Source organism: Streptomyces sp. NBC_00872, assembly GCF_045161915.1.
Taxonomy (GTDB): domain Bacteria; phylum Actinomycetota; class Actinomycetes; order Streptomycetales; family Streptomycetaceae; genus Streptomyces.
The window spans coordinates 2,738,717-2,765,145 of the sequence record NZ_CP108806.1; the positions used below are offsets into that span (position 1 = coordinate 2,738,717).

Sequence of the window (26,429 nt, forward strand, 5' to 3'; positions counted from 1 at the left end):
GACCGGCGTGAGGATCGGTGCCGACCCTGCGGCACCAACAGGCCCAGGGGCACGCATCAACGCCGCCGAGGAGCGTCACCGTGCGCATGAGCGCCACCCCATGTGCTCCCGCCCTGCGACTGCACGCCCGGTCGCGCGCCGCCTCGCCGGGGTGGTCACGATGACGGCTCCCACCCCTGATGCCGACGGGCACACCGCCTCGCCCGATGCCGGCGCCCTGGTGGTCGACCGACGAAACGGCAAGGTGGGCGTGGTGATGGGGCATGTAGGACCGTACGTGCAGCTTCGACCGCCACGCGGTGGCCGGGAGTGGGACGTGCCGCCCGAGGACGTACGCACGCCGACTCCGACGGAGAAGTTGAGCGCGAAGGTTGCCGTGGCTAACCGGGGGTGGGGACGGTGACCCCTCGCTCGGTCCTGCGCTACGAGACCTGGACTCTCCAGCCCGACCGCGAACCGGACGCGGAGCCGGTCCTGTACGCGATGCAGTGCGCCGTGGACGAAGAGATGTCCCCGACGAGCGAGGACTTCGCAGTGCCGCAGGACTGGGTGCTGCGGCACTGCGGCCAGAACCCGTCCCACCACACCTACCGGGAGATCATCACCCGCCCCTGGCGGACCTGGCGCCAGACGTGACCCGCCCCGCTCGCCCCGGCGCCGCACCACGCTGACCCACCCGACTCCCGTACCTGCCGGGCGCAGCCGATCGAGGCTCCCCCGTCCTCGTCAGCCCCGGCAGGGACGGGGCCCACGCGCGTGGTGTGCTCATGGCTGTGGGGGTGTTCTGGCCTCTGCCACAGAAAGTCAGCCACGACGGCGGGCGCGCCGACCGATCACCCGCCACGTGTGTCTCGCTCAACCCCGCACCGGCATCAGCCCAGTTATCTCCGTCGTCACGGCCCCCAGCCGGGCACAACGGTCGGCGTTCCGGACGACAGCTCCACCGGGGTGCCGACGCCGCACGCTACGAACGCGCCGGGCGGCCTCTCCGGTGCCCGGCCGGTCTGCTGCTGAAGCGGTCGGACCGCGGGGCTTCCGATTGGTAGTCCGGCCTACGCCCCTGGGCTCTGCGCGCCGAGTGGTCGGCGGCCGTCGCCAGCGGGGCGGCAGACAGGAGCGGGCGGCGGTCGCCGACCGGCGGCCCGCGTCAGCGGGGCGCCCTTGATCTCGATCTCGTAGAGAAACTTTGGACGCAACCCCACCACCACCGCGCCCGACGGAACTTCGAACCACCCCCCAGGCCACGCCGCTTCGATCCCCCGACCGTGGAGGAGGCCCGCGACCTGCTCACCGCAGACGAGCCCGACGACGCAACCGAACCAGTACTTCGTATAGCACCCATCCGCCGACGTTGCCGTCAACTACTGCCGTCAACCGCCCCGGGGGCCTCACCGGACACTGTTCCGGTGAGGCCCTGCAATTATTTAACCCGAGCGCGAAGTCGCCTTCGAGCAGCCTTCCAAATCAGCGGCCCGAGAGTGATCAAAGAGGATCTCAATGCTGCTGGCCAAAACATTCACTCCAACCCACCCAAAGAAATCGAAGGGCAGGGCCGAATTTTTTATGTTCCGTAGCCAGGAGCGGCGATCAGAACCGACTCAAAATAACGCCCCTCTTCTCCACCGGAATCTTCGGGAGTCACACTCCTCCAGAGTCCGATGAAGATATCAGGAGCCGTGATATTCAGCCCTTCATCCCCAATTTCAATCCGGGACATTTCAGAGAGCCGCGCAATCAAGAAATCTGCAGGCTCCTCGAACAAAGAAAGGCCACGGAAAGTAACCTGAACATCACCTTCGGGGCGGAACAATTCGATCGCGCGCACCATTCCGCGAGAATCGAAGTCGAGGGAGATTGACAACTCCGAATCGTAGTGCGCAAAACCCTTATTTCTAACTTCCCCTGCGACTGGCGGCATGAATCCCGGGATCTCCCGCAGGACTCGCTCCGCCTCATCGATGGGCATGCCAATCGCCAGATCTCCTGCCCCTCGAGGGGGATCAAGATCAATCACCATTCTCCACCTCCGGAGCGCCTCGTACCCTCACCACAGGGTCAACTGCACATGAACTTGTTGCGGGACGGTACGCAGCGCCTGATACTGAGTATTACCGGACAGGGCGCCGACCATATCGCCAATCGCATTGTTGTATTTTCCCGGGAAACGCGTTGTGACGTCATTGATGTCATTCTGCATGGCTTCAAACCTCGTAGAGAAAATCTGGACGCACGACTCCAGCCCCTGGCCCTCCAGGGGCCGACGGGTCAGCGGTCACGCTCGGTGACGCCCACCTCAAGAGCTTCTACGCGGGCACGCAGGGCGGTGAGCTGATCAAGCGTCTCGGCCAGCGCCAGCTCCAGCGCCTCGACGCGAGCCGCCGTCCCGCCGACGGGCGCATTCCCTCCGTCCAGGCTGCCGGGGTCTTCGTCAGTGTCGATGTCGGGCTGGGCGACGAAGGCGCCCTTCCCCGGGCGGGAGATCGCGTAGCCGTCCCGCTTCAGCAGGGCCATCGCCTTCTGCACGGACAGGCTGGAGGCCCCGAACTCCCCCATCAGTATTGCCTGCGTCGGCAACGCGTCGCCCGGCTTCAGCCCGCCTGAGCCGATCCGCTCTCGCAGGGCCTCGGCGATGACCTCGAACGTCAGCAGCACCGTGCCGCCCGCTGGCCTGCGTCCCCGCCGCCCCACCGTCACCGCAGGCCACCCGCCCTCTCCGCTCCACTACCACCGAAATCCGGCCTGCCCAAAACGGGAAACCGGGGCCACAGTACTCGCGTCCCAACCGGCTACCGAAACAGATGAGGAGGGATGCACTTGAATGCGCGCTTGAAGCGATGCTACCTTCACGCACCGCCGCAGAGCAGCACCCCTGACCAGGGCAGATGACCTGGCGCACCTCCCGCACCCGACGACTCGCGCACCGTGCCCTCGTGCGCTGACCACCCGGGTCGCCCCTCAGTCACCCCTCCTCCTCTCCCGTCCCTTGCTGGAGGTCTGCCCCCATGCCTGCACAGCTCCAACTCCCCTCCCCCGCAAGCACGCCCGCTCCCGTGGAGGGAACGTTCGCCACACCGGTGCGCTCCGCCCCGGCCAACGCGTCCGCGAACCGTAGCTCGGCGCTTGAGCGTCGGGCGCGGTTGACGGCCAGGCTGGCCAAGCTCGCCGCCGCCGGATACCTCGCGCCCCTGGCCCGGCAGATCGGCTCCCTGGGCGGCTGCGCCCGCCCGATCCGCATGACCGGACACCGCACCCGTCTGGACACCGCCACCGGCCAGATCCTCGACCACCTCGACACCCGCCACCTGCCCGCCGGCGAACTCCTGGTGCGCTGCGGCAACCGCCGCACCACCCGCTGCCCCGCCTGCTCCACCCTCTACCGCTACGACACCTACCAGCTCATCGCCGCCGGACTACGCGGCGGCAAGACCGTCCCCACCAGCGTCTCCACCCACCCCCGCGTCTTCGCCACCCTCACAGCCCCCGGCTTCGGCCCCGTCCACAACCAACCCGGCACCGCCCCCTGCACCTGCGGCACCCGGCACGCCGACGGCGACCCCCTCCTCGGCACCCCGCTGAACCCGCAGCGGTACGACTTACACCGGCGCGGTGCTGTGGAACGCCCACGCCCCAGCCCTGTGGGCCCGCTTCACCACCCACCTGCGCCGCGAGATCGCCCACGCCGCCGGACTCACCCAGCGCACCCTGCGCCACCACGCCACGCTCTCCTACGCCAAGGTCGCCGAATACCAAAAGCGCGGCCAGATCCACTTCCACACCGTCATCCGCATCGACGGACCCACCGGCCCCACCAGCACCCCGCCCGCCTGGGCCACCACCGAACTCCTCGACCACGCGGTCCGCGCAGCCGCCAACCGTACCCGCGTCCAGCACCAACGCCCCTCCAAGGCTGGGGAGGCCGACCGGGCGCAGGTACTGGCACCCCCGGTGTTCCGGTTCGGGCGGCAGATTGACGTCCGCGTGATCCGCAGTACCGACTTCACCGGCGACGCCCCCGTCACCGACCGGCGCGTCGCTGCCTACATCGCCAAGTACGCCACCAAGGGCGCCGAAACCACCACCGGCACCCTCGACCGCCGACTGCGCTTCCTCGCCGAACTCGCCCAGCACGACCTCACCGACCACGCCCGCCGCATGATCCACACCGCCTGGCACCTCGGCGCCCAGCCCCAGCACACCCACCTCCGCCTGCGGCAGTGGGCCCACATGCTCGGATTCCGAGGCCACTTCTCCACCCGCACCCGCCGCTACTCCACCACCCTCACCCACCTCCGAGCAGAACGCACCGCCTGGCGCACCCGTCAACCCGAAACCGCCGCCTCCACGGCAGCCGACCCGGCTCTGGTCGGCCGATCCGCCGAGCAGGGGCCGGTGCGTGAGGGTCGGCCGGTCACTGACCGGCACGGTGACCGCGATGACCGCGGTGACCTGACCGCCGGTCACTCCGACCCCGGCCCCGGTCACCGTTCCGGTCAGCGCGCGGAAAACAGGCGACACGGCAGCACGGACACGACCCTGGTGATCTCGCACTGGCAGTACGCCGGAACTGGCCTCCTGCCCGAACTCGCCCACCTCGCCGACCTCCTGGCCACCCCACCGCGGCCGCGACCCGAGCAGCCGAGCCGCCCCAGGCACGCACATCGCTCCCGTGACCGGGCCGGACACTCCACCGACCCGCTGACCACCCCCGTCCACACGGAGGCGATCGCGTGACCGCCGACAGCGAACTCCTCACCGTCCCCGAGGTCATGGCCCGGCTCAAGATCAGCCGCTCCACCGTCTAGGACCTCATCCGCACTCGGCAGCTCGCCTCCATCACCATCGGCCGCGCCCGCCGCATCCCCACCCACGCCCTGACCGCCCTCGTCCACCACCACCTCGAAGAGGCATCCTGATGACCACTGGCCCCACCTCGACTCCCGGCACCAGCTCGCGCAGGGTCCGCGCCAACGGCGACGGCACCGTCTACCAGCGCAAGGACGGCCGCTGGGAAGCCGCCGGCTACGTCCTCGCCCCGGGCGACTCCCGCAAGCGAGTCCGCGTCTACGGCATCACCCGCAAGGAAGCACTCGCCAAGCTCACCGAGAAGACCGCCGCCAGCAACCGCGGCATCCCAGTGGTCTCCGCCCAGGACAGCCTGGCCGCCTACCTGACGTACTGGCTGGACAACGTCGCCATCCACCAGCTCCGGGAGACCACCCACACCCGCTACACCGCCTGCGTCAACCAGTACCTCACCCCCGGCCTGGGCAAGAAGAAGCTCGCCAAACTCGCCGCAAAGGATGTGCGCACCTGGCTGAACGGGCTGCGGACCGTCTGCCAGTGCTGCGCTCGTGGCATCGACGCCCGGCGCAGGCCCGACGCGCAGCCCGACCGCCGGCCGCGTTGCTGCGCCGTCGGGAGGTGCTGCCGTAAGTACCTCTCGCCGCTGACGCTCGCCTACATCCACTCCGTGCTCAAGTCCGCGCTGGAGCACGCTGTCCGTGAGGAGGAGATCCCGCGCAACGTCGCCCGTAACGTCCGCACCGGCACTCCGCGCCCCCGCCGCTTCGACCCCCTCACCGCCGACGAAGCCCGGCACTTCCTCACGGCCGCCCATGGCCACCGCTTCCAGACTCTGTTTGAGCTCGCCCTTCGCACCGGGCTCCGCAAGGGCGAACTCCTCGGCCTGCGCTGGGAAGACCTCGACCTCGACGCCGGGACCGCCAGCATCCGCCGCACGCTCCAGCGCACCCGCACCGGTGGCCTCACCACCCTGCCGACCAAGACCATCAGCTCGGAGCGCCGCATCGCCCTCCCAGCCCCTTGCCTTGCCTCGCCTCGCTCCGCGCGCACCGTAACCGGCAGGCCCGCGAGAAGCAGCAGGCCGACGCGGAGTGGGTGGACTACGGCCTCGTCTTCACACGCCCGGACGGCCACCCCATCGAACCCGCCACCCTCACCCGCCACTTCAACGCGCTCCTTCGCCGCTCTCGCCTGCGGGCGATCCGATTCCACGACCTACGGCACTCAACCGCGACCCTGCTCCTGGAACAAGGCGTCGAACTCGTCGTCATCAAGGAGCTCCTGGGCCACGCCCACATCGGCGTCACCGCCACCGTGTACGCCCACGTCCGGCTCCGCCTCCAGCGCCAAGCCATCGACCTTCTCGGACACGCACTCGGCAACGTCGCCGACAGCTCTGTCGAGCCCGACGACGGCAACGACCCGCCGCTTTGTGCAGCGCCTGTCCGTTGACGTTGCCGTCAGCTACTGCCGTCAAGACGCGGTGAAGCCCCGCCGGAGCACTCCGGCGGGGCTTCATCATGCAAATCCCGAAATTCCTACCGTGGCCGCAATGCGTTCGCGGCGAGGAAATCTAGGAATCCCATTCCTTCGCTAGTCAGCGATCCATCCTCGTGATCCAGGAAGAAGACCCCGTCGATTGCCTCGTCGCCATCGCGGGAAAATCCCCACAGGTCGCCAGTTCCTACTGGAGCGAATGCATAGAAGTTCGCCGGACACCGTGACTGGGAGTTCACAGCGACGACATCGTCACACTGAGGCGAGTCGGAGCGCGCCGGAAAGATGTCCATGAATCCGAACGCCCCTCCTCCAATTTCCGACATGAACCTCAAGTAGTCGGCGGGGAGTGAGATCGAAAGCTCCCTCCGAACATGGTCCAAGTCCTCTTCTGTTGCACGCATCGGCTCAAATCCCGCAAGCCACCATGGGTGCAACCTGCGAGTTTCGTCGATCAGTGCCACAAAGTCAGCGAAGTCCATCTATGTCGCCCCTCATTCATCCCGCAGTGGGCCAATTATCAAACCACGCCTCCGGCCCGTAGGCGCTGCCCCACCCTTGCTCCATGGATCGGTACCACCAGTGAAGCTGAGTATCTTCCTTTCTCATCTTCTTGGTGACGCCCTGGTTGAACTTATTTCGATGGATGTCGGCGTTAAGGTGGAAGTCCTGATCCAACTCATGAATCGGGGATCCCGCCTCTTGGTCGGCGTGATGGATCTGCAGGCGATCACCGAGACTTTCCGGACGCAGCCCGCGCGTTCCTCGACCGATATCGTTCTTTACCCATGGTCCTGCAACCCGCACCGGCGGGTCAGCTGGCCCATAACCGGAACCTTCCGCACCGTCGTATCCCTCTGGCCTGGCGCAGACATTATGGACGAGGACCGGCGTGGTCCCGGCCAGCACATAGTACGTGTGGAGTTTGGCGACGCTGAAGTTGTAGGTGCGGACGTGGTCCGTGTAAGCGCGGTTGGCGGCGATCTTTGCGGTGGTGCCGTCGGGGGTGCTGAGGGTTGTGCCGGGTTTGAGGTCGGCCGCGTTGACCCAGGCGTTTTCCTTGGGGACCCAGAAGGGGTGTTCGGCCGTGGCTGTGATCTTTTTGTTGCCGTCGGCCGTGGAGATGGTGAGCTCGTTGAGCTTCTTCTCACCCTCGGACGGGAGGAGTTCGGTGACGGGCTGGGCGCTGGTCTCGCCTGTTGCCGGGTTGGTGGCGAGGACCTTGTCGCCGACCTCTATGTCCTCGATGTTCTTCGAGGTGCCGTCTGCGAGAAGGACCGGGGTGCCGGCGAGGAAGCACTTGGGAACGGTCGCCCCGGCTCCTGACGCGCCGCCCTTGCCGAGGACTTTGGAGGCCGCGGCTTTGAGGCTCTTGCCGATCGCCTGGCCGACGGAGGTCTGGGCGAGCTTGCCGACGGCCTTGCCGGCGAGTTTGCCCACGCCCAGGCCGACGATTCCGCTGACGCCTCCGACCGCGGCTCCCTTGCCTGAGGCGGACATGTAGCCGCCGAGGCTGTGGTCGGCCTTCGGATCAAGGGCGTTGCCGACGGCTCCGGCCACCGCGCCCGCGGCGGCTCCGCAGGCCGTTCCGACGACTACGGCGCCGACTCCCGCGGTGGCCGCGCCGGCGGCGGCTGCCCCGATTCCGCAGCCGACACCCACGACGACCTCGGTGACGACGGTGATGACGGTGACATGTTCCCGTGCGAAGCCCTTGGCCTTGCACCACCAGTCGCAAGGGGCCGGCTTGGTCACCGTGACGGTCTTGGTGGTGGTGTAGGTGACCGTGGTCGAGCTGCCCGAGGAGGCCGGCGGGGGCGGGCTGTCATTGCCCCCGCCCTTCCCGGCGCTTCCGTCGCCGCCCCCCATGGGGGCGAGCATCAGTCCGGTCGGGTCGCTGCTGCTGACGGGGCTGTTGTTGCTGTACGCGTACCCGTTCATCTGGAGCGGGTCGGCGATGTCGATGACCGGGTCCGCGGTGAGGAAGCGGCCTGCGGCCTGGTCGTACTCACGGGCGCCGATATGGGTCAGCCCCGTGGCGGCGTCATCGATACCGACGCCGAGGTAGCCGCGTTTGTTGGGCCAGGTGGAGGGCTTGGGGCCGCGGGCCTCTCCGTACGGTTTGAAGGACCGTCGGGTGACCGTCTGGGTGCTGCTCAGTTCGACGGTCGTGTTGGCGGTGCCGAGGTGGTCGGCGATGAGAGCGTTGAGCTTGTGCCCGGTGGTCGCGCCGTTGGTGGTGGTACGGACCACCGTGGGAGCGCCCGGGTGCCCGTAGGCGCGGGAGGCACGGGTGATCTTGCCCGTGCTGTCCGTGGTCAGCTCGGTCTCGCCCAGATAGAGGGTGGATCCGGTGGGCGAGTTCTCCAGGATGCGGTTGCCGTCGGCGTCGTAGACATAGCTCGTCCTGACACCGTCGTCGGTGATCGTGGCGAGCTTGTTCTCGGCCGTCCAGTCCAGCTGCTGGGTGGTGGCGGCGAGGTCGCGGACCTCTGTGTTGCCGACCGCGTTGTTGGTGTAGCCGCTGCCCTTGCCCGAGGGGGTGGAGCTGACCCAGGACAGGGTGTGCGGCTGGGTACCGGCCGGTTCTTCGCGGCCGTAGCCGTATTTGTAGGTGACGTTCTTGGTGGCGTCGGCGGTGTCGTGTTCGGTGAGGGTGGCACGGTTGCCGAGCCAGTCGAAGGTGAAGGACTGGCGGTAGGCGGTGGTACCGGTGGAGACCGTGTCGGCGGCGGGCGCCGCGGCGGCCAGGGAGGCGGTCAGTCCCGCGTCCGGACTGGTGGTGTCGGCCGCCGTGTCGGGGGCGTCGGTGACCGGCCCGCCGGAGGCCGTGGCGTCCTCCTGGTAGCCCCAGTTGGTACCACCGGAGGAGCGGCAGCCGGTTCCCGACCCGTCGGGGGTGATCTTGGAGGTCCAGGCGTGGACCAGTTCACCGAGTGCGTCGTAGGTGTAGCACTGGTTGTCCCAGGTGGAGCCGGTGGCGTCGGTGAGCTTGCGGGCGTTGGAGGTGATGGTGCCAGAGGCGTCGTAGGAGTAGTAACTGTCCGATATCCGGGTTCCGCTGACGTTCTCCCCGTCCGCGACCGTGCGCTGGAGAGTCCCGGTGTACTGGTCGACGAAGTTGGTCGTCCACACCCGTGAGGGCTGTGATCCGGTGGCGGACCGCAGCGGCTCGCCGTAGGGGGAGAAGGTGACGTCGGAGGTGTACCAGTCGAGGCCCGAGGTGGACTCCGCCAGACCGTCGGAGTCGTAACGGGTGACGACCTTCTCGGCCGCGAGACCCCCCTTGGCCGGGAGAGTGACCGACAGCGGCTTCCCGGTGGGGGTGTACGCGTACGAATAGGCATACGTACCGGACAGACCCGCGGTCATCCCATTGGCGGGGATGACCGTCTCTCGCCCGGTGGGCCGGTAATCGGTGTCGTAGCCGGTGATCCGGTTGATGTAGTCGCCGCCGGCGTCATGGCGGATCGAGGCGACCGGCAGGCCGACCGCGCCGGGCAGGGTGTCGTAGGTGAATTCCTTGACCGGACTGGCCGTGGCCGAGCCCTCACGGATGGCTGTGACACGGTCCAGCTCGTCGTACTTGGTGTGGACCGACTTGCCCAGCGCGTCCTCGGACCTGATCTGCCGGTCGGCGTCGTCATAGCCGAGAAGGGATGTGCCGGTGTCCGGGTCGGTGGACTTCGTCAGCCGGCCACGGACGTCGTAGGTGTAGCTCCAGGCGTTGCCCGCCGGATCGGTGACCCTGGTCCGGTTGCCGCGCGCGTCGTACTGGTAGCTCGTCGTCCGGCCCGAGCCGGCGCCGACGCTGGTGGTGTAGTGCTTGATCGAGCTGACGCGGCCCATCGCGTCGGTCTCTGTGACCGTGGAGGGAGCGGTCGCGCCGGCGGGATCGTTGTAGACGTAGGTGTCGCCGTAGGTGGTGTACGAGGCGTACTGATACTCGCCGCCGTGATATTCGGACGTGCGCACGACGCGTTCCAGGCCGTCGTAGCGTGTCTTGATCTTGCTCGGCACCAAGGTCTCGGAGATACGGGCGAACGGCTTGGTGGTCGGCTCGCCCCTGGCGAGATAGCCACCGCTCTTCTCCCACACCAGACCGTGGTCGTCGTACTTGGTGTCGGTGATGATCCGGCCCGCGCCATGGGCCTCGGTCTGGGTCTGCACCTCCCGTGCCAGGCCGTCGTAGATGGTGACCTGGCTGCTGTAACCGCCGTCGTCCTTGAGGGACTTGACGGTGACGGCGGCCGGCTTGGTCTCCGTGGCCGTCGCGACGGCGGTCTGATAGGTGATCTGGACGTCCGGGTCCTTGCCACCGGAGGAGCGCGACGCGGACCAGCCCTTGACGAGACGGCCGAGCGCGTCGTACTCGGTGCGCGTGACCTTGCCGTTGGTGTCGGTGACGGTCAGCGGCAGCGCGCGGCCCGGGTCGTAAGCCGTGGTGGACGAATGCCCCAGGGCGTTGATCGTCTTGACGGACGTCACCGGACCACCGGTGTCCGGGGTGTACACCGTCTCGCTGGTGCCGGTGAGAGGCGCGGTGACCTTCCGGACCCGGCCCAGTGGATCGTACGTCGTCGTGGTGACCACGGAGTGGGACGTGCCCTCACCGTTGATCTCCGCCGCCGAGGTCGGAAGTCCCTTCGTCGGAGCGGCTCCCCAGGCCTGGTCGTCGTACGAGGTCTGCACCGAGCTCAGCAGTTGAGTCGCGGGATCCGCGGTGGTGAAGCCGGAGCAGGGCGTCGCCGTGGAGCGGGTGTCCTTCGCCTTGCCGATGATCCAGTCGGCGGTGTTGTGGACATAACTGGTCCGCATACAGACCTGGTTGCTCAGGGCCTCGCCGGTGCCCTGGGGTCTGACGACCGACATCTGGATCTGCGTGGGCAGCCCGTAGGTGTCGTCGACCGTGGTCTCGGTCCGTATCGCCCGCCAGCCGGTGTCGAGGGTCTGGATGGCGTCGGTGCGCGACACCCAGGTGCGATGGGCGAGCAGCGGGTCGAGATCGGTGCCGTCCTCGGCCTCACGGGCTCGGGAGGCGGTCTCCTTCGACTTGGGAAAGACAAGAGCACGCTGAAGGAGCTTGCCCTCGGAGTGTTCATAGGTAAGGGTCTCGGCGGCCATCCCGGCGAACTGCGGAGCATCGTCGGCCAGCAGCTCCACCGCACCCTTGGAGTCCTTGACCGCGCCGCCCGTGCCCTGGAAATAGCGGGAGACCGAGTACGACTGTGTCTCGGGGTCGCCCTGCTGGGACGTGGACTTGCTGCCCTTGACGGTGGCGACCTGGCGGTAGCCGCGCCATACGCTGTAGGTACGCAGGGACGGACGGGCGAACTCGTCGTCGGTCTTGTCCCAGGCCGGGGACGTGTACGTGTACGAGGTCACGATGGGCTTGCCATGTGTGGTGACCTTGTCGGTCTCGGTGACCGAGGCGACGACGTACTTGTTGAACCACGCCTTGGCCGGGACCTTCTCCTCACCGTCCGGCGACCAGCGCACCGGATAGCAGGTGCCGTTGCCCTTGCCCTTGTCGGTGGCGGGTTCGGCGGAGCAGCCGCCGGCGTACTCGACCTCGATGTCGCCGCCGTTCTCGGTGGCGACCGTACCGATGCGCGGGCGGGTGAAGCCGGGGTTCCTGTCACCGGGTCCGGTCGGCACCAGGTTGGGAAGCTGGCGGTCCATCAGCCGCGCCTTCAGTGGCGAGGACGAGCCGACCGTGTACTGGGCGAAACTGACGCCGTCCTTGGACTGCACGGTTCCCGTGGTGTCGCCGGGAGCGAACCCGGTGCGGGTCAGGGAATTGAGCCACAGTCCTGGAGAGGTGTCGTACCAGTCGGCGGGGAAGGACTGGTGAAGCGTGTAGGTGTCGACCTTGCCCAGGCCCGTCTGGCCGGGGCGGGCGGCCTTCGTCGTCACCGTGTCCAGGCGCAGCCGGGTCCAGAAGGACGGGAAGGCGGGGCACATCTTGGACGTGGACTTGCAGTTGAGGTTGCCGGGGGTGTCCCACCAGGGACGGTAGGCGCCGGGGTCGTCGGTCTTGTCGAAGTTCGTCGCGTCGCAGGCGGTGCCCTCCTTCAGGCAGCGCTGCTTGACACCGAACTCGACCGTGGCCGAAGGCTTGGTGAGGTCGGTGGTGCGCATCCCGTACTCGATGGAGACGGGGTAGGCGGCGCGGTCGTAGCGCTCCGGCGACTTGCGCTTCTCATGGACCGCGTAGTAGTTAGTCTCCTGCTTCCAGGTGACGACCATCGCGTTGCCATGGACGTCGACGACCTTGTCCATGCCCCACTGCCACGCCTGCTGCTTGCCCGAGCCGCACCGGGAGTCGGCGAAGGCAGTGGCGTGGCAGGGCTCGCCGGGGTGATTGCCGTAAACCGGAACGGTGGAGACCGAACCGCTGTCGGCATGACCACCGCCGACGGCGTTGAGGCCGTAGTAGTACGTCGTACCGTCGGTGGTGGTGACCACCCAGTACTCACCGTCGTTGTCACCGTTGGCGGCGCCGGTCTTCCGCTCGACTCGGGTGCCGTCGTCATTCTTGGGACGGTAGAGATCGCTCGTGCCGACCCGGACCAGCTCGGTGGTCCTGCCGTTCAGCGACATCACCGCGTTGTCCGACACCCAGCACAGGTCGGACGTCTTGTCCTTCTTCGCGGTGTTGTTGGGCGCTCCCGCGTCAAGCGTCTTGGTGTCGTCCTTGCAGGAGCGGTAGCGCCGCTCGATATGACCCGGCTCGTAGTCCCAGCCTTCGCCGATCCACGACGCCTGCGGCGAGGAGACGGCCGTCTTGCCGTCCACGGCCTGCGAGTTGTACTCGAAGGAGATATTGGGGGAAGGGCCGGCCGGAGTCGGCGGGACCGTCAGCGGATACGACCAGGTGAACGCGCCGGAGGAGCCACCCGCCGCCCACGTACCGCTGGACGCCAGCGGAGTCGCCTTGAACGAACCGCCGCTGCCCGCACCGGAGTCGGTGACGGCGAGTACCGCGCTGTCACCGGCTGCCGCCGCCTTGGTGTGGTAATCGGCACGCATGACGGCGGTGCCGTCGTCACGGGAGGCCGAGGGCGCGGAGGCAGGTGTGGCGGTGCCGTCCGCGGCGGTGTCCACCGTCGCGGTGACCGTTCCGGTCCCGGTGTCGTTGACCGTCTCCAGTTCCTCGTACGCCTGGCACTCCTCGACATCGGGCGTGACCAGATAGCACTCGGGAAACTGGACGAAGCGCAGACGGGACGCCCAGTCCGCGCCGTAGAGGTTCTTGAACTCGGCGTAGTCGAACCGCACCGACACCGGAACCGAACCGGTGGACGGAGCCTGTACGGTGACCACCGCGCCGTCCACGCCCTGCGAGACCGCGTCCGTCCGGCCGGCCACCACGACCTGCCAGGTCCCGGTCGGTGCCGCCTCGCCAGGCGCCTGGCCCAGGCTGACGGGCAGGTCCTCGACCGGGGTGGTGGCCGCCTGTACGGCGCCGGCCAAGACGGTGGCGCGGGCGGAGGCGGCGGTGCCCGCGGAGGCATGAAGCGCACCGGAGCCGAAAGTGACAGTGCCGCTGTCGGCGAGCGGAACAGTGGTGGTACCCGCCGGGGCCTGGGCCAAGTCCTCCGGCGTCTCGGTCTTCAGGCTGTCGAGATTCCGGTCGGCGGTCTTGCCCGGCACCGGCTGGTCCTGGTCGAGCTCCTCCAGCACCAGTTCCTCGCGCCCGTCCTGGCCGGGCCCCGGCGGAATCGCCAGCGCCTGGGTGGGCAGCAGGGTCACCAGCAGAGCGAGGCCCAGTGCGGGCACCAGAGTGTGGCGGACACGGCGTCGACGACGGCGAGCTTCAGACAGACGAGACACGCCAGATCCCCCCGGACCATTCGGCACGGCACCGGGGTGGGGCCGCACGGGACGTCATGCAAGACGCGCTGATTCTGTGGGGAATTCGTAAGGAAAGGCGAGGGATTTTTTGATCAAGTGATGATGGTCACGCCACGCAACGGATCAATCACTCATCGACCCCAGGCAAGCATCTGGTAGGTGGCCAGAAGCAGCTATCACGATGCATCAAGGCATTAATCCTGAATCAACACCTATGACCGTTTGACCCTCAATGAAACCCGCAAGATAAACCGGTTAGTGCCGTTTTCGTCCATGTCGCCGAAAGGAAAGGCCCACTGATCGGTTGTCAGAGACGTGGGCACCCCTCCCCTCTCCTTCGACATCCCGTGAAGTCCTCGTGGATTTTTTGGGGTGACGGCCGCTCACCTATGAGTCATGATCTGCTCGCTCGTCCCGTGCGCTCAGGTCCGCGAGGGGGGCTTCGTATCTCCGGTCGGCGATCCGCCGAGTGCCGGGGCCGAGGGGGGAGGGGTCTCACTCATGTCGCAACGCCGGTACCGGCTACCGGGCCAGCGCGCCGTCGCCATGGCCTGCGCGGCCGCCATCGCCGCGACGGGTCTGACATACGCCGGACTTCGACTCACGGATCCGGAGGGGGATTCCGGACCGTCCACGGCCTCGGGTACGTCCGACGTCAGCGAGTCGGACGCCCTCACCCGGGCCGCGAAGACCGGCAAGCCGGTCGAGGTCACGGCGCTCCGTACGGCCGACTCCACCACCTGGGCGCGCCCCGACGGCCTGATGTCCCGTCAGATCCACGTATCGCCGATCCGTGCCAAGGTCGGCGGCGAGTGGAAGCCCATCGACCGGTCACTGCACCGCACCGACAAGGGCTGGGAGCCCAAGGCCACGAACACAGGCATGGTGTTCTCCGCCGGATCAACGGGCGGCGCGGAACGCGATGAGCGCGCGTCACGTACGACAGCGCACCGGGTCCCGCTCCTCAAGTCAGCGGCCTCCGCAGCCGATGCGGCCGGGAGCGCGCTGGTCACACTGCACTCCGACGGCCACGACATCCAGCTCACCTGGCCCGGCCCCATTCCCGAGCCGATCATCGACGCGAACCGGGCGCTGTATCCCGAGATCATCCCGGGCGCGGATCTGGTCCTCACCGCGGACGACGACGGATTCGCCCAGCTCATCGTGGTGAAGAACCGTGCCGCCGCCGCCGATCCCCGTATCGCCCAGCTCTCCTACGGTCTGACGTCGCCCACCCTCACCTTCCGGCTCGACCCGAGATCCGACATCGTCAGCGCCGAGGACCCCTACGGCGACGAGGTGGCGATGTCCCCCTCCCCGGTGATGTGGGACAACGCCGGCGCAACCGCCGTCACCGACGGCCAGGTCGGCGCCACCGCACAGCCCACCGCACCCGAGGTCCTCCCCTCCGAGACCACGACACCCTCCGATGAGCCCCCGCCTTCGGCCAGTGCCGACGAAGAGGTCGAGGCGGACGAGCAGACCGACCCGTACGCCGAGGTGCTACCGGCCGCGAGCGACGAGTCCGTTCCTCCCGTATCGGAGTCCCCTCTGCCCACCGCTCCCGCCGAGCCGACACCCGTGCCCTCGCAGACCGGTTCGGCCGCGACCCTGTCCCTGCCCGCGCTCGACGGCCCCTCCCCCGACTCCCACGGCGCGCTGGTCGACGCCGATCTGTCCGGCGCCAACTGGGTGCTCACCCCGGACGCGGAACTCCTGGCCGACCCGTCCACCGTCTTCCCGGTCTTCATCGACCCGTCGGTCAAGAAGCACACCCAGAACTGGACCACGGTCTACAACCGCTATCCGAAGGCCACCTTCTACAACGGCAAGGGCTTCAACAAGGGCGGCACCCATGAGGCCCGGGTCGGCTTCGAGTCCGACACCTGGGGCACCTCACGCTCGTTCTTCAACATCGACTTCGACGCGTCCCTGAAGGGCACGGTCATCAAACGGGCCACGCTGCGTGTCCTGGAGACCTATTCCTGGTCGTGTGACAGCCGTGCCATGAGCGTGCACCTCACCGAGCGCATCGACTCCAAGAGCAACTGGAGCAACGCACCCAGGCTCCACGACGGCAACAAGATCAGTACGAGGAGCTTCGCGCACGGCTACAAGTCCGGCTGCCGCGACGCGTTCGAGACCTTCGACGTCAAGAAGGCCGCCCAGAAGACCGCCGACAGCGGCGGAAGCAGCATCACCTTCGGTATGCGCGCCGTGAACGAGAACTCCCAGTACTCCTGGAAGAAGTTCACCGCCAACGGAGACTTCGCCCCCGTACTCGAACTCGACTACAACCGCCGCCCCGGCGCACCCACGTCGCTCGACCTCGGGCCCGACTCCAAGTGCACCACCACGGAGCCGTACGTCCGGATGGGCGCCGGAGAGATCACCTTCACCGCCTCGGCCACCGACAAGGACAAGAACCTCGACTATCTGGACTTCGACCTGTGGCCGGTGGGCAAGTGGGACACCATCGGCGACCTGCTCAAGACCACCGGCAAGAAGTCCGTGGGCTCGGCCACCAGCACCGCCCGTGTCACCACCTCCGCCTTCCCGACCAGCAAGCTGACCAACAACACCGTGTACTCCTGGCGGGCGAGGGCCTTCGACGACGCGGGCACCAGCTCCGACTACTCCCCCAAGAAAACCCCCTGCCGGTTCGTCCTGGACACCGCTGCCCCCAAGCCGCCCAAAGTCTCCTCCACCGACTTCCCCAACGCCGACGACAGCGAGAACGGCTTCGGCAACCTGCCGGAGGACGGCATCTGGAGCGAGAAGAAGTTCGGCACCCCGGGCTCCTTCACCGTCCGCGCCCTGAGCACGGACGTCGTGCGGTACGAGTACGGCTTCAACTCCGCCAGCTACCCGTTCTCCCTGCCCCGCACCGCCGGCACAGCGACCAGCGTCAGCGCGACGCTCTCCAACACCAAACCGCCCGCCGCGGGCCCCAACGTGCTGTACGTACGCACCGTCGACGGCGCCGGCAACGTCTCGGCCCCGACCAAGTACTTCTTCTACGTCAGTCCCAGGGACCAGGCCGACACCCCCGGCGACTTCACCGGCGACAAACTGCCCGACCTCATGTCCATCACCGAGGCCGGCAACCTCAACCTGTACCCCTCACAGGCGACCAACGACCTCGTCAAGGGCAGCGGCGACCTGGACTACGCGATGCTCGGCGCCTACCGCGACAACCCCGACAAAGACCCCAACGGCGACGACCTCCCGTATTACACCGGCGCCCCCTCCGGCCACTTCAACAACGCACTGATCACCCACAACGGCGACATCTACGGCGGTGACGGACTCCAGGACCTCATCGCCCGCGTCAACGGCAAGCTTTGGATCTATCCCGGCGACGGCTACGGCGGTGTCAACATCGACAAGCGCCGCGAGATCCTGCTCCCGGAGGGAGCCCCCGACCCCAGCACCTTCACCCAGATCCTCTCCGCCGGAGACGCCACCGGAGACGGTAAAGCCGACATCTTCCTCACCGTCGGTGATGCGCTCTGGGTCCTCACCGGCTACAACGGCGCCACCCTCCAACAAGCCACCAGACTCTCCGGCGCCTCCTGGGCCACACGCGACATCGTCACCGTCCTGGACGTCACGGGCGACGGCGTCACCGACATGATCTTCCGCACCGACGAAACCGGACGACTGCTCCTCCGCACCGGAATCAAAGCCGCATCCGGGGGAGTGGACCTCAACTCCCTCGCCTCGGCAGCCGGCTCGGCGGGAGGAGCCGACACCCAGTACGTCGCCTCCGGCTGGCAATCCTCCACCGTCCGCCTCCTCCTCGGCACCCCCGACGCCAACGGCGACACCATCCCCGACATCTGGGCCGTACGCTCCGACGGAGCCGTACGCTTCCACCCCGGCGGCAGAACCGCCCTCACCGGCACCGGAACCGAGATCATCGGTGCGTCCATCTGGTGGCGAACCCGGCAGACCATCGGCTGACCCGGCCCACCTCGCGAGAAGCAAGGACCATCTGCCACACGCGGTCGCCCCAACACGGCCCGGCGCACAACGCGCCGGGCCGCCGGACACACCGCTCACGCAAACGGCCCCGACGCAAAACGCCCCCGGTCAGGTCGGCGGGCAGTACGTCGCCTACGCCGCCCGGCGCCCCGCCGGGGCGAAGAGCCAGCCCATCGGCGGTCTGGTGAGCGGCCGGACCAGACGCCGTACGGGCCGGGAGCCCAGGACGGCGGTCAGGGTCACGGCGCACAGCACGAGCCCGGCCAGTTCGGCGGGGGTGTTCGCACGGGCGATCCAGCCCGTCTCGCGCACCGGGAGAATGACCAGGGGGTGCAGCAGATAGATGGTGAACCCTCCAGCGCCCAGCGCCGAGACGAAGGGAATCCGGCGCCGGGGCACCACCCGCAGCAGGCACAGCACCAGAGCGACCGCGCCGGCGAGCACGAGCAGCCGGATCACCCAGGCCCCGTAGAGGCCCAGTGTGTCGGCCGAGGTGTACGGGTGCCGCATGGACGTCCAGGTGCCCTTGACGCGGTCGTGCCCGAGCCACCCGACCAGGGCCCCCGCCGCCAGAGCGGCGACGGCCACCGGCAGGGTCCAGCGGGCGGTGAACCAGCCCCGCAGGGAACCCTGTCCGATCCGCCACCCGATGAGGAAGAGCGGCAGGTAGACGACCGTACGGCTGGCGGAGAAGGCCAACCCCAGCTCGTCGACATAGCCCGCGGCCAGGGCGACCACCGAGGTGACCGCCAGCGGGTAGCGCAGCAGGACGACGACCGGGAGCAGCAGACGCCAGCAGATCAGCGACATCAAGAACCAGAGGGTCCACGGCAGTTGTGTCACATGGAGCTTGAACTCGTTCCCCAGCGCCACCATTTCGAGCGAGTACAGCAGGCTGAACAGGGCCGCCGGCAGTGCGATGCTCCGTACGATCCCGCGCAACCGGTGTGCGTCCAGCGGGGCGGCGGCGCTGAACACCCCGGCCAGCACGACGAAGAGAGGTACCCGCAGCGCCCAGGTCGCCACATGGAACGCCTGAAGCGACTCGTGCCGCTCCATGACGCTGCCTATGGTGTGCAGGACGACGATCAGCGTCGCGGAGACATAACGCGCGTTGTCCCACCAGGGATCCCTGGTGGGATCGGCGCCCGCGGTGCGGGCGGACGGCTTCCCCGGCGGCTCGGCGGACGCGGGTGGTTCCGTCCGCGACGGCGCCAACGGCGTTGCCGGGTAAGCGGATCCGGCGCGTTGCGGCGGTGCCGTGGTACGGGCCGTGGAGATGGTGGGCGGTATCTGCTGCATCGTTGTATCGGAACTTCCGTGCGGAGTGGGAGACATGGGCTCGGCGGGCGCGGTGGACCGGGAGCCCGTCCGGCGGTGTCACGGGCCCTCCCGCGCAGGCGCCTGCCGCGCGGGCGCCCGTGCCGTACCGGCGAACGGGGCCGCGCGCGGGCGCGGGTGGGGCGGCCCTCGGCGGAGCGGTTCAGGACATGGGCGGGCGGAGCATGGCGGGGACCGTGGCCCCTCAGGTCATGTCGTGCGGCGGAATCACGCGGAGGGCCAGGAGCGCGCAGTGGCGCGGTTGGACAAAGCGGACACGGAGAGCCCCCCAGCTGGTGATCACGCAGACACTCGGGAATCGAGACCCGGCGCCTGTGTTCTCACACCCCCCGCCGGGCTCACCCCATGGTGATGTTCACAATAAGCCCATAGTTTGTACAAATTATCCACCGATGCGGGATCGTAACCGCACACTCCCGGCCCACGAGGAAGTCCCTCGGGCGGTGTCCCAGGTCCTCGGCCGAGGGTCCGGACAGTGGCCGTCCCGGGGACAGGACACGGTCTTACGGGGTGTGCGGGACAGGCCATGGCTCCGCGACGGGACACGACGGCCGGGACCGCCCGTCCTGCTGGTTTGCCGTCGGCGCGCTGGATCTCAATCTGCCGAAGTACGACGGACGCCAGGTGCTCGAACGGATCAAGACCGATCCCGATCTCGCGCCGATCCCCGTCGTCGTACTGACCACGTCCTCGGCGGAGGAGGACATTCTGCGCAGCTACAAGCTGCACGCCAACGCGTATGTGACCAAGCCCGTCGACCTGGAGCAGTTCATCTCGGCGGTCCGCCAGATCGACGAGTTCTTCGTCACCGTCGTCCGGCTTCCCGGGCGCGTGTGACCGTCTCGCCGACGAGGCGGTCCGCCGGCTCGGCGGGCCGTGACGGCCGAACGCACCACGGGCCCATGGCGGACGCGGAGTTGGCGCGGTGGCGTCGAAGACGTTGACGGTGACTGCCGGGAGTACGGGCCCGGTTGCCGAATCGACGGCGGCACGGCCCTCGCCTCTTCCCCTCCGGACCTCGCCTCTTCCCCCGGCCCGCGTGACGACGGGCCCGTGCGTGTCATGGCCGGACTGGGCGGCGGGGCGTTGTCTGATAGCTGGTGTGGCGCGTACCGGGAAGAAACGACGTCTGTCCGTGACTGTTCCTCGCATCCTCGGCGTCGCCGTCGCCTACTACGCGGGCACGCGCGTCGGCACGCTGAAGGGGGTGACGAGGCTCGACGGCGTGGATGTCTCCCCCCTCTGGCCCGCCACGGGCATCGCCCTGGCGGCCCTGTTACTCCTCGGGACCGGGGTCTGGCCGGGAATCACCCTGGGCACCTTCGGCAGTGTGGCCACGCTCGGCCCGTTCGGCCCGTCCAACGTCGCGATCCTGGCGGGCAACACCGTCGCTCCCCTCTGTTCCTGGCTGCTGCTGCGTCGCGTGGGCTTCCGCGTGCAACTGGACCGGCTGCGGGACGGGATGGCCCTGGTCTTCCTGGGCGCCCTGACGGGGATACTGATCAGCTCCACGGTGGGCGCGGGGGCGCTGGCGCTCAGCGGAACACTGCCGCTGGGCTTCTGGCCGACCTGGCTGGCATGGTGGACGGGCGATGCCATGGGTGTCCTCCTCGTCACGCCCTTCCTGCTCGTCCTCTGCCGTATCCGGCTGCCCCTGCCGACCCACCGATGGGCCGAGTCGGCCGCCATCGTCGTCGCCGCCGTCGTCATCACACCGCTCGCCGTCACGAGGTCCCTCACCCTGGTCTTTCTCTTCTTCCCCGTACTCATCTGGGCGGCCCTGCGCTTCGAACTCGCCGCGAGCGCCCCGTACGCGCTGTTCGTCTCGGTCGTGGCGATCCTCGAAGCGGCCAAGGACATCGGCGCCTTCGCCCACTACAGCCTCATGGAACGGCTGTTCAGCCTCCAGGTGCTCAATGGATCCGTGGCGCTGACCTCGCTTCTCCTGGCCGCGACCATCACCGAGCAGAACAAGCTCAGACAGGGCATCGAGGAGGCGTGCGAGGCACTGGCGAAGGTGGTGAAGGAGATCGCACCGGAGAAGACGCGGTTGTGGCCTCCGGACCGGACACAACGGCCCTGACGGGTGATCGGGTGACCGGTGACCGGATGACCGGGTGATCACCGACTACGAGAAGCAGGGCACCACCGCGACATGGAGGAAGATCGGCGCCCGCGGACCGAGACTTTGGTCGCGGCTCGGTATCCCCTCGGCCGGTACCGGCTCCGACCGGCGTTTTCTACGCTCGGGGGATGAAGGCCTTCCTCGGATTCGTCAGCTTCATGTTCATCTCCTACGGCGTCAGCGGTCTGCTGCACCAGTGGATCGACTGGTTCCCGACGTTCTTCGGCTTCTTCCGCTTTCTCGTCCCCGACGGCTACGAGATCTACGGCTGCCTCGTGCTGACCGTGCTGGGTGTCGGCGTGGCCGTCGCGAGCGACGCCGTGGGGAAGAAGAGTTGACGCGCCGCGGCCGGCGCGGCCGAGGGCGTCGGCGTCGGCGTCGGCGTCGGCGGTACCTTCGGCCTGGCCATGACGATCGGCACATCGGCGACTACGCGCTGTTCATGGTCTCCCGCCCCCTGACCGATGACGGGCCATGCCCTCGGCCACCTCCGGCGCTGTGACCCGCTCGCCCCGACCCCACTGGGGACCTTTGGCCCCTGCCTGTCGGCACCGCGGTCGTCCGACAGTGGTGTTGTGGGCCGCTCGAACGCGGCGGCCCTCCGTGGAATGAGGCAGGCCATGTCGAAGACAACGGAGTGGACCGTACGTCTCTACCTCTTCGAGGAGGACGGGAGAACCACGGCGCGCGTGGTGCTGGACACCGGGACCACGTCGCTCGCCGGACACGGCAAGGCCCGGTGCAGCCCCGATGACGTGGATGTACCGGAGATCGGTGACGAACTCGCGGCCGGCCGCGCGCTGGCCGATCTCGGCGGGCTGCTGATCCATGTCGCCAACCGTGACATGGAGGGCGTCGGCGCGGCACCGTCCGGACGGAGCCGCCGCCGCGGGTGGCTCTGATGAGAGCCCGCGGATGGCTCTGACGAGCGCCTGGGCGGCCCCACGGCCGCCCCACCGCACCACCGCCCGCCCGGTTGAGCCGGTTGGTCCCGGCCCGGAGCCGGTCAGGGGACCCGTTCGGCCCTGGTTCGCCCCGGGGGGCCGGTCCAGGATGGAGGGGCGGCGGCCCCACGGCCGCCCCACGGCAGTGAAAGCTCCGACAACAGTGACGGGATGACGACAGCCCCCAGTGCGGAGGAACAACATGGACGAGGCACGGGACTTCTCCCCGGAGAGGCCCATCCGGGTGTTCCTGCTCGACGACCACGAGGTCGTGCGGCGCGGTGTGCAGGATCTGCTCGACGCGGAGCCGGACATCGAGGTGGCCGGTGACGCGGGATCGATCGACCAGGCCCTGGCCCGTGGCCCGGCCCTGCGGCCGGATGTCGCCATCCTCGATGTACGGCTGCCCGACGGCGACGGGATCACGGTCTGCCGGGAACTGCGCTCGCGGATGCCCGGCCTGGCCTGTCTGATGCTCACCTCGTTCGACGACGACGATGCCCTGCTCGACGCGATCATGGCGGGCGCGGCCGGATATGTGCTGAAGGAGATCAAGGGAGCGGATCTGGTGGCCGCCGTGCGCACCGTGGCATCCGGTCAGTCCATGCTCGATCCTGCGACGACGACCCGGTTGATGAGCAGTCTGCGCGGCGGCGACGACGCCGCGGCGGAGCCGGAGCCCGACGCGCTGTCGGAACTCTCGCCCCGCGAGCGGGAGATCCTCGCCCTGATCGGTGAGGGTCTGACGAACCGTCAGATCGGCAAACGGCTCTATCTGTCCGAGAAGACGGTCAAGAACCATATCTCGCGTCTGCTGGCCAAGCTCGGCGTCGAACGGCGTATCCAGGCCGCCGTTCTCGCCACCCAGGCCGGTCCTCATCCCCCCGGCCCCGGTCCCGGCGACACGCCGTACTGACGAGGGCGCCCGCGCAGGGTCGCGCAGGGTCAGGGGTCAGTCCTGGTTGATCGGTACCGTCCAAACGACACGCGCGCCCCCCTGATCAGGGGTTTCCACCGTCAACGTACCTCCCAGGCCCTCCGCTCTCCCGGCCAGATTGTCCAGACCGCTTCTGTCGCAGTCCGCCGGGACACCGGTCCCGTTGTCCGTGACGGTCACCGTCAGCCGGCCCTTGCGTACGACGAGGGACACCTCCGCCCCGCTCGCACGCGCGTGCCGTGCGACATTGCTCAGCGTCTCGCCCAGGACCGCGACGACATGTTCGGCGACCGCGGGCGGTACATCCGTGTCGATGAGTCCCTCCATACGCACCGACGGGGTGAAGCCGAGGGAGCGTACGGCCTGCTCCACCACCACGGTGGCCCGGACCCGCAGCCCCTGGCGGGCACGGGCCGTGTCATGGGCGCGGAGACCGAAGATCGTCGAGCGGATGATCTTGATGGTCTCGTCGAGATCGTCCACGGCCCGCAGCAGCTTCTCCCGCGCGGCCGGATGCTCGACGAACCGTACGGTGCTCTGGAGGGTCATCCCCGTGGCGAAGAGGCGCTGGATGGCGAGGTCGTGCAGATCGCGCGCGATCCGGTCGCGGTCCGCCAGAAGCGTGAGCTGTTCGGCCGAGCGCCGCCGTCCGGCGAGTTCCATGGCGAGGGCCGCCTGTCCCGCGAAAGCCAGCAGAGGGGCCGTGTCGGCCGGGGTGAACGGGGTGCTCCCACGGGTCCGGGCCAGCAGCAGCACACCGCGCACACCGTCCCCGGTGATCATCGGCACCGCGACGGCGGGCCCCAGTCCACGCCACCGCGGCGGCCCGGCGGTGATCCTCGGATCGGTCCCGACGTCAAGGCTCGTGAGCGGCTCTCCGGCCTGGAGCGCCGCCCCGACGAACGAGCCCTCCCGGGGAAGCACCAGACCCCGGTGGGCCTCCGCGTCGACTCCTTCGGCGAGCGCGACCCGCAGCACGTCCTTCTCCTCGTCGGGAACCGCCAGCGCCCCCAGGTCCGCGCGGACGATGCCGCGCGCGTGCTCGACGATCAGCGGGAGCACCTGGGTCTCGTCCGCTCCGGACAGCAGACTCGCGACGATCTCCGCGTTGGCCTCCAGCCAGCGCTGGCGCCCCCGGGCCTGCTCGTACAGCCGGGCGTTGTCGATGGCGACGCCGGCCGCCACGGCGAGGGTGGACAGGACGGCCTCGTCCTCGTCGTCGAAGTCCTTGCCGCCGCGTTTCTCGGTGAGATAGAGGTTGCCGAACACCTCGTCCCGGATCCGGATCGGCACCCCGAGGAACGAGTGCATGGGCGGATGACCGGCCGGAAAGCCGTACGACGCCGGGTGGTCCGACAGTTCGGAGAGCCGCAGGGACTCGGGATGGCGGATGAGCTCACCCAGGATTCCATGGCCCTCGGGCAGATGGCCGATGGCGTCGGCCTGTTCCTCGGTGACACCGACAGGCAGGAACTGCGCGAGCCGTGGCTTCTCCCCGATGACACCCAGGGCGCCGTACTCCGCGTCCACCAGCACCACCGCCGCCTCCACGATATGCCGCAGCACCTGGGGCAGGTCCAGTTCCCGGCCCACCGAGAGCACGGCTTCGAGCAGGCTCCGTACGGACTCCGGAGCGCCGTGCTGGACCGCGTCCAGATGGGCCTGCAACTCCTCCGGCAGGACATCCAGCCGTCTCGGGGTGTCCGCCGTCCGCCTGTTCCCGTCGTCGCCCACGGTTCCTCCGGCGCGGCCGGCACGTCGTACCCCGTCGCGGCCGCACTTCCACCGTAGCCGCAGACGGACACGGGCACACCGGGCCGGGGAGAGTCACGCTGGAGGGGAGACACGACCTGTCCGGGAGGGCCGGCGAACGGTCGCGGGGAGGAAGGCCGCGGAGGGGAGAAGGTCCGGAAGGGTGAGGGAGAGGAGGTGGGAGCGATGGAGCTTCCCCTGGTCGTGGGGGTGGACGGATCGGACGGCAACGCCCGTGCGGTCGACTGGGCCGCGGCCGAGGCCGAGCGCTCCGGCCTGCCGCTGCGGCTGGTCCATGCCTCCCTCTGGGAGCACTACGAAGGGGTACGGCCGGGGCCCGGCACCGACCGCCCCTCCGAGCAGATACGGGCGGAGAACCTCGTCGCCTCGGCCGAGGAGCGGGTGAGCCGCCTCGCCCCCGAGGTGAAGGTGTCCACCGGCATCCAGCCGGAGGACCCGGTGACGGTGCTGCTGAGAGAAGCGCGGGAGGCGGCGCTCCTGGTGCTGGGACCGCGCGGGCACAGTGCGCTCGCGGCCGTGCTCCTGGGGTCCGTGAGCCTGGCCGTCGCGGCCAGGGCCCGCTGTCCCGTGGCCGTGGTCCGTGGCGGGGAACCGAACCGGCGGGCGGTCCACCGGCGCGTGGTCGTCGGGGTCGGGGACCACACCGACAGCGCCGAGGCCACCCGCTTCGCCTTCCGCGAGGCGCGGTGGAGGGGCTGTGAGCTGGTGGCCGTACGGGCCTGGCACGGCCCGGACCGCCGGCGGGCGCAGGCGCGCGTGGACGAGGTCCTGGCCGTGGTCGACGGCGAATACCCCGATGTCGTCCCCCGGCCCAAACTCGTGGAGGGCCCGGTACGCCGGACGCTCCTCGCCGAGACGGCGGGCGCCGATCTGCTGGTCGTCGGCGCGAAGCGGCGGCTCCCGCCCCTCGGTCCGCGCCTCAGCCGTGTCCAGCACGCGGTACTGCGTCACGCGGCCTGCCCGGTCGAGGTGGTCCCCGCCCTGGACTGAGCGGACCCGGACCGCGCGGGACCCACGCCGGGGCCGAGCGGGCGGGCCGGACCACCCGCACACCCCGCGTGGCCCCCCGGGTCAGGACTGGTCGTCCCCGCTCCCATGGGCCGGTCGGCACTCTCCCCGGCCCAGGACAACACCCTTGTATGGGCCGTGTCCCGAAAAGACCGGT

Annotated in this window: 15 protein-coding genes and 4 pseudogenes; 12 read left to right on the forward strand and 7 right to left on the reverse strand. The window is 68.8% G+C overall.

Translation table 11 applies throughout. The features are described from left to right. Nucleotides 1-160 precede the first annotated feature (160 nt). On the forward strand, nucleotides 161-403 hold the full coding sequence (locus OG214_RS11630) for a hypothetical protein (protein ID WP_405984687.1): 243 nt from the start codon (nucleotides 161-163) through the stop codon (nucleotides 401-403). Then, entirely contained in the window at nucleotides 391-636 is a 246-nt protein-coding gene (locus OG214_RS11635; protein ID WP_405984688.1) for a hypothetical protein, read from the forward strand. The genes OG214_RS11630 and OG214_RS11635 overlap by 13 nt, the downstream gene beginning before the upstream one ends. 925 nt (nucleotides 637-1,561) lie before the next feature. Here OG214_RS11635 and OG214_RS11640 read toward each other — a convergent pair. From OG214_RS11640 to OG214_RS11650, 3 genes are all read right to left on the reverse strand, one after another. Beyond that, nucleotides 1,562-2,017 (reverse strand): hypothetical protein, encoded by a 456-nt coding sequence (locus OG214_RS11640; RefSeq protein WP_388555144.1) that lies wholly within the window; start codon nucleotides 2,015-2,017, stop codon nucleotides 1,562-1,564. A gap of 27 nt (nucleotides 2,018-2,044) precedes the next feature. After that, nucleotides 2,045-2,197 carry a hypothetical protein gene (locus tag OG214_RS11645; RefSeq protein ID WP_405984689.1) on the reverse strand — a complete coding sequence of 51 codons (153 nt, stop codon included), beginning with the start codon at nucleotides 2,195-2,197 and terminating at the stop codon, nucleotides 2,045-2,047. Between the two features lie 68 nt (nucleotides 2,198-2,265). Then, nucleotides 2,266-2,652, reverse strand: a complete 387-nt coding sequence (locus OG214_RS11650; protein WP_405984690.1) for a GntR family transcriptional regulator — start codon at nucleotides 2,650-2,652, stop codon at nucleotides 2,266-2,268. 581 nt (nucleotides 2,653-3,233) lie between these two features. Here OG214_RS11650 and OG214_RS11655 point away from each other — a divergent pair. The 3 pseudogenes from OG214_RS11655 to OG214_RS11665 all read left to right on the forward strand — a co-directional run bounded on the left by OG214_RS11655 (nucleotide 3,234) and on the right by OG214_RS11665 (nucleotide 6,255). Further along, nucleotides 3,234-4,731: pseudogene (locus OG214_RS11655) on the forward strand (replication initiator). Between the two features lie 35 nt (nucleotides 4,732-4,766). Further along, nucleotides 4,767-4,913, forward strand: a pseudogene (locus tag OG214_RS11660) (helix-turn-helix domain-containing protein). Further along, nucleotides 4,913-6,255 (forward strand): annotated as a pseudogene (locus tag OG214_RS11665) (tyrosine-type recombinase/integrase). The pseudogenes OG214_RS11660 and OG214_RS11665 overlap by 1 nt, the downstream one beginning before the upstream one ends. A gap of 86 nt (nucleotides 6,256-6,341) precedes the next feature. On the opposite strand, the gene OG214_RS11670 reads toward OG214_RS11665, so the two are convergent. After that, a complete protein-coding gene (locus OG214_RS11670; protein WP_405984691.1) occupies nucleotides 6,342-6,782 on the reverse strand; it encodes an SMI1/KNR4 family protein in 441 nt (146 codons plus the stop codon). Nucleotides 6,783-6,798: 16 nt separating this feature from the next. Beyond that, nucleotides 6,799-14,082 (reverse strand): polymorphic toxin-type HINT domain-containing protein, encoded by a 7,284-nt coding sequence (locus OG214_RS11675; protein WP_405984692.1) that lies wholly within the window; start codon nucleotides 14,080-14,082, stop codon nucleotides 6,799-6,801. Between the two features lie 576 nt (nucleotides 14,083-14,658). On the opposite strand from OG214_RS11675, the gene OG214_RS11680 reads away from it, so the two are divergent. Then, nucleotides 14,659-18,123, forward strand: a complete 3,465-nt coding sequence (locus OG214_RS11680) for a DNRLRE domain-containing protein (protein WP_405984693.1) — start codon at nucleotides 14,659-14,661, stop codon at nucleotides 18,121-18,123. 153 nt (nucleotides 18,124-18,276) lie between these two features. Here OG214_RS11680 and OG214_RS11685 read toward each other — a convergent pair whose 3' ends face one another. Next, entirely contained in the window at nucleotides 18,277-19,446 is a 1,170-nt protein-coding gene (locus OG214_RS11685; protein ID WP_405984694.1) for an acyltransferase family protein, read from the reverse strand. Nucleotides 19,447-20,073: 627 nt separating this feature from the next. On the opposite strand from OG214_RS11685, the pseudogene OG214_RS11690 reads away from it, so the two are divergent. The 5 genes and pseudogenes from OG214_RS11690 to OG214_RS11710 all read left to right on the forward strand — a co-directional run. Then, a pseudogene (locus OG214_RS11690) lies at nucleotides 20,074-20,322 on the forward strand (response regulator); the annotation flags it as partial. A 298-nt stretch (nucleotides 20,323-20,620) separates the two neighbouring features. Next, nucleotides 20,621-21,568 (forward strand): MASE1 domain-containing protein, encoded by a 948-nt coding sequence (locus tag OG214_RS11695; protein WP_363081260.1) that lies wholly within the window; start codon nucleotides 20,621-20,623, stop codon nucleotides 21,566-21,568. Between the two features lie 170 nt (nucleotides 21,569-21,738). Then, nucleotides 21,739-21,948 carry a hypothetical protein gene (locus tag OG214_RS11700; RefSeq protein WP_405984695.1) on the forward strand — a complete coding sequence of 70 codons (210 nt, stop codon included), beginning with the start codon at nucleotides 21,739-21,741 and terminating at the stop codon, nucleotides 21,946-21,948. A 282-nt stretch (nucleotides 21,949-22,230) separates the two neighbouring features. Next, nucleotides 22,231-22,512, forward strand: a complete 282-nt coding sequence (locus OG214_RS11705; protein WP_365903199.1) for a DUF1876 domain-containing protein — start codon at nucleotides 22,231-22,233, stop codon at nucleotides 22,510-22,512. 244 nt (nucleotides 22,513-22,756) lie between these two features. Further along, a complete protein-coding gene (locus OG214_RS11710) occupies nucleotides 22,757-23,470 on the forward strand; it encodes a response regulator transcription factor (protein WP_363084021.1) in 714 nt (237 codons plus the stop codon). Between the two features lie 36 nt (nucleotides 23,471-23,506). Here the strand turns inward: OG214_RS11710 and OG214_RS11715 are convergent, their stop codons facing one another. After that, nucleotides 23,507-25,225 carry a GAF domain-containing sensor histidine kinase gene (locus OG214_RS11715; protein WP_405984696.1) on the reverse strand — a complete coding sequence of 573 codons (1,719 nt, stop codon included), beginning with the start codon at nucleotides 25,223-25,225 and terminating at the stop codon, nucleotides 23,507-23,509. Between the two features lie 204 nt (nucleotides 25,226-25,429). Here OG214_RS11715 and OG214_RS11720 point away from each other — a divergent pair, with 204 nt between their 5' ends. After that, entirely contained in the window at nucleotides 25,430-26,254 is an 825-nt protein-coding gene (locus OG214_RS11720) for a universal stress protein (protein ID WP_405984697.1), read from the forward strand. The last annotated feature ends 175 nt before the right edge of the window (nucleotides 26,255-26,429 follow it).

Coding starts and splice junctions, on each gene's coding strand:
- OG214_RS11710 (WP_363084021.1), top strand. CDS start 22,757: ATGGACGAGGCACGGGACTTCTCCCCGGAGAGGCCCATCCGGGTGTTC.
- OG214_RS11670 (WP_405984691.1), bottom strand. CDS start 6,782: ATGGACTTCGCTGACTTTGTGGCACTGATCGACGAAACTCGCAGGTTG.
- OG214_RS11630 (WP_405984687.1), top strand. CDS start 161: ATGACGGCTCCCACCCCTGATGCCGACGGGCACACCGCCTCGCCCGAT.
- OG214_RS11685 (WP_405984694.1), bottom strand. CDS start 19,446: ATGCAGCAGATACCGCCCACCATCTCCACGGCCCGTACCACGGCACCG.
- OG214_RS11700 (WP_405984695.1), top strand. CDS start 21,739: ATGAAGGCCTTCCTCGGATTCGTCAGCTTCATGTTCATCTCCTACGGC.
- OG214_RS11720 (WP_405984697.1), top strand. CDS start 25,430: ATGGAGCTTCCCCTGGTCGTGGGGGTGGACGGATCGGACGGCAACGCC.
- OG214_RS11705 (WP_365903199.1), top strand. CDS start 22,231: ATGTCGAAGACAACGGAGTGGACCGTACGTCTCTACCTCTTCGAGGAG.
- OG214_RS11645 (WP_405984689.1), bottom strand. CDS start 2,197: ATGCAGAATGACATCAATGACGTCACAACGCGTTTCCCGGGAAAATAC.
- OG214_RS11680 (WP_405984693.1), top strand. CDS start 14,659: ATGTCGCAACGCCGGTACCGGCTACCGGGCCAGCGCGCCGTCGCCATG.
- OG214_RS11640 (WP_388555144.1), bottom strand. CDS start 2,017: ATGGTGATTGATCTTGATCCCCCTCGAGGGGCAGGAGATCTGGCGATT.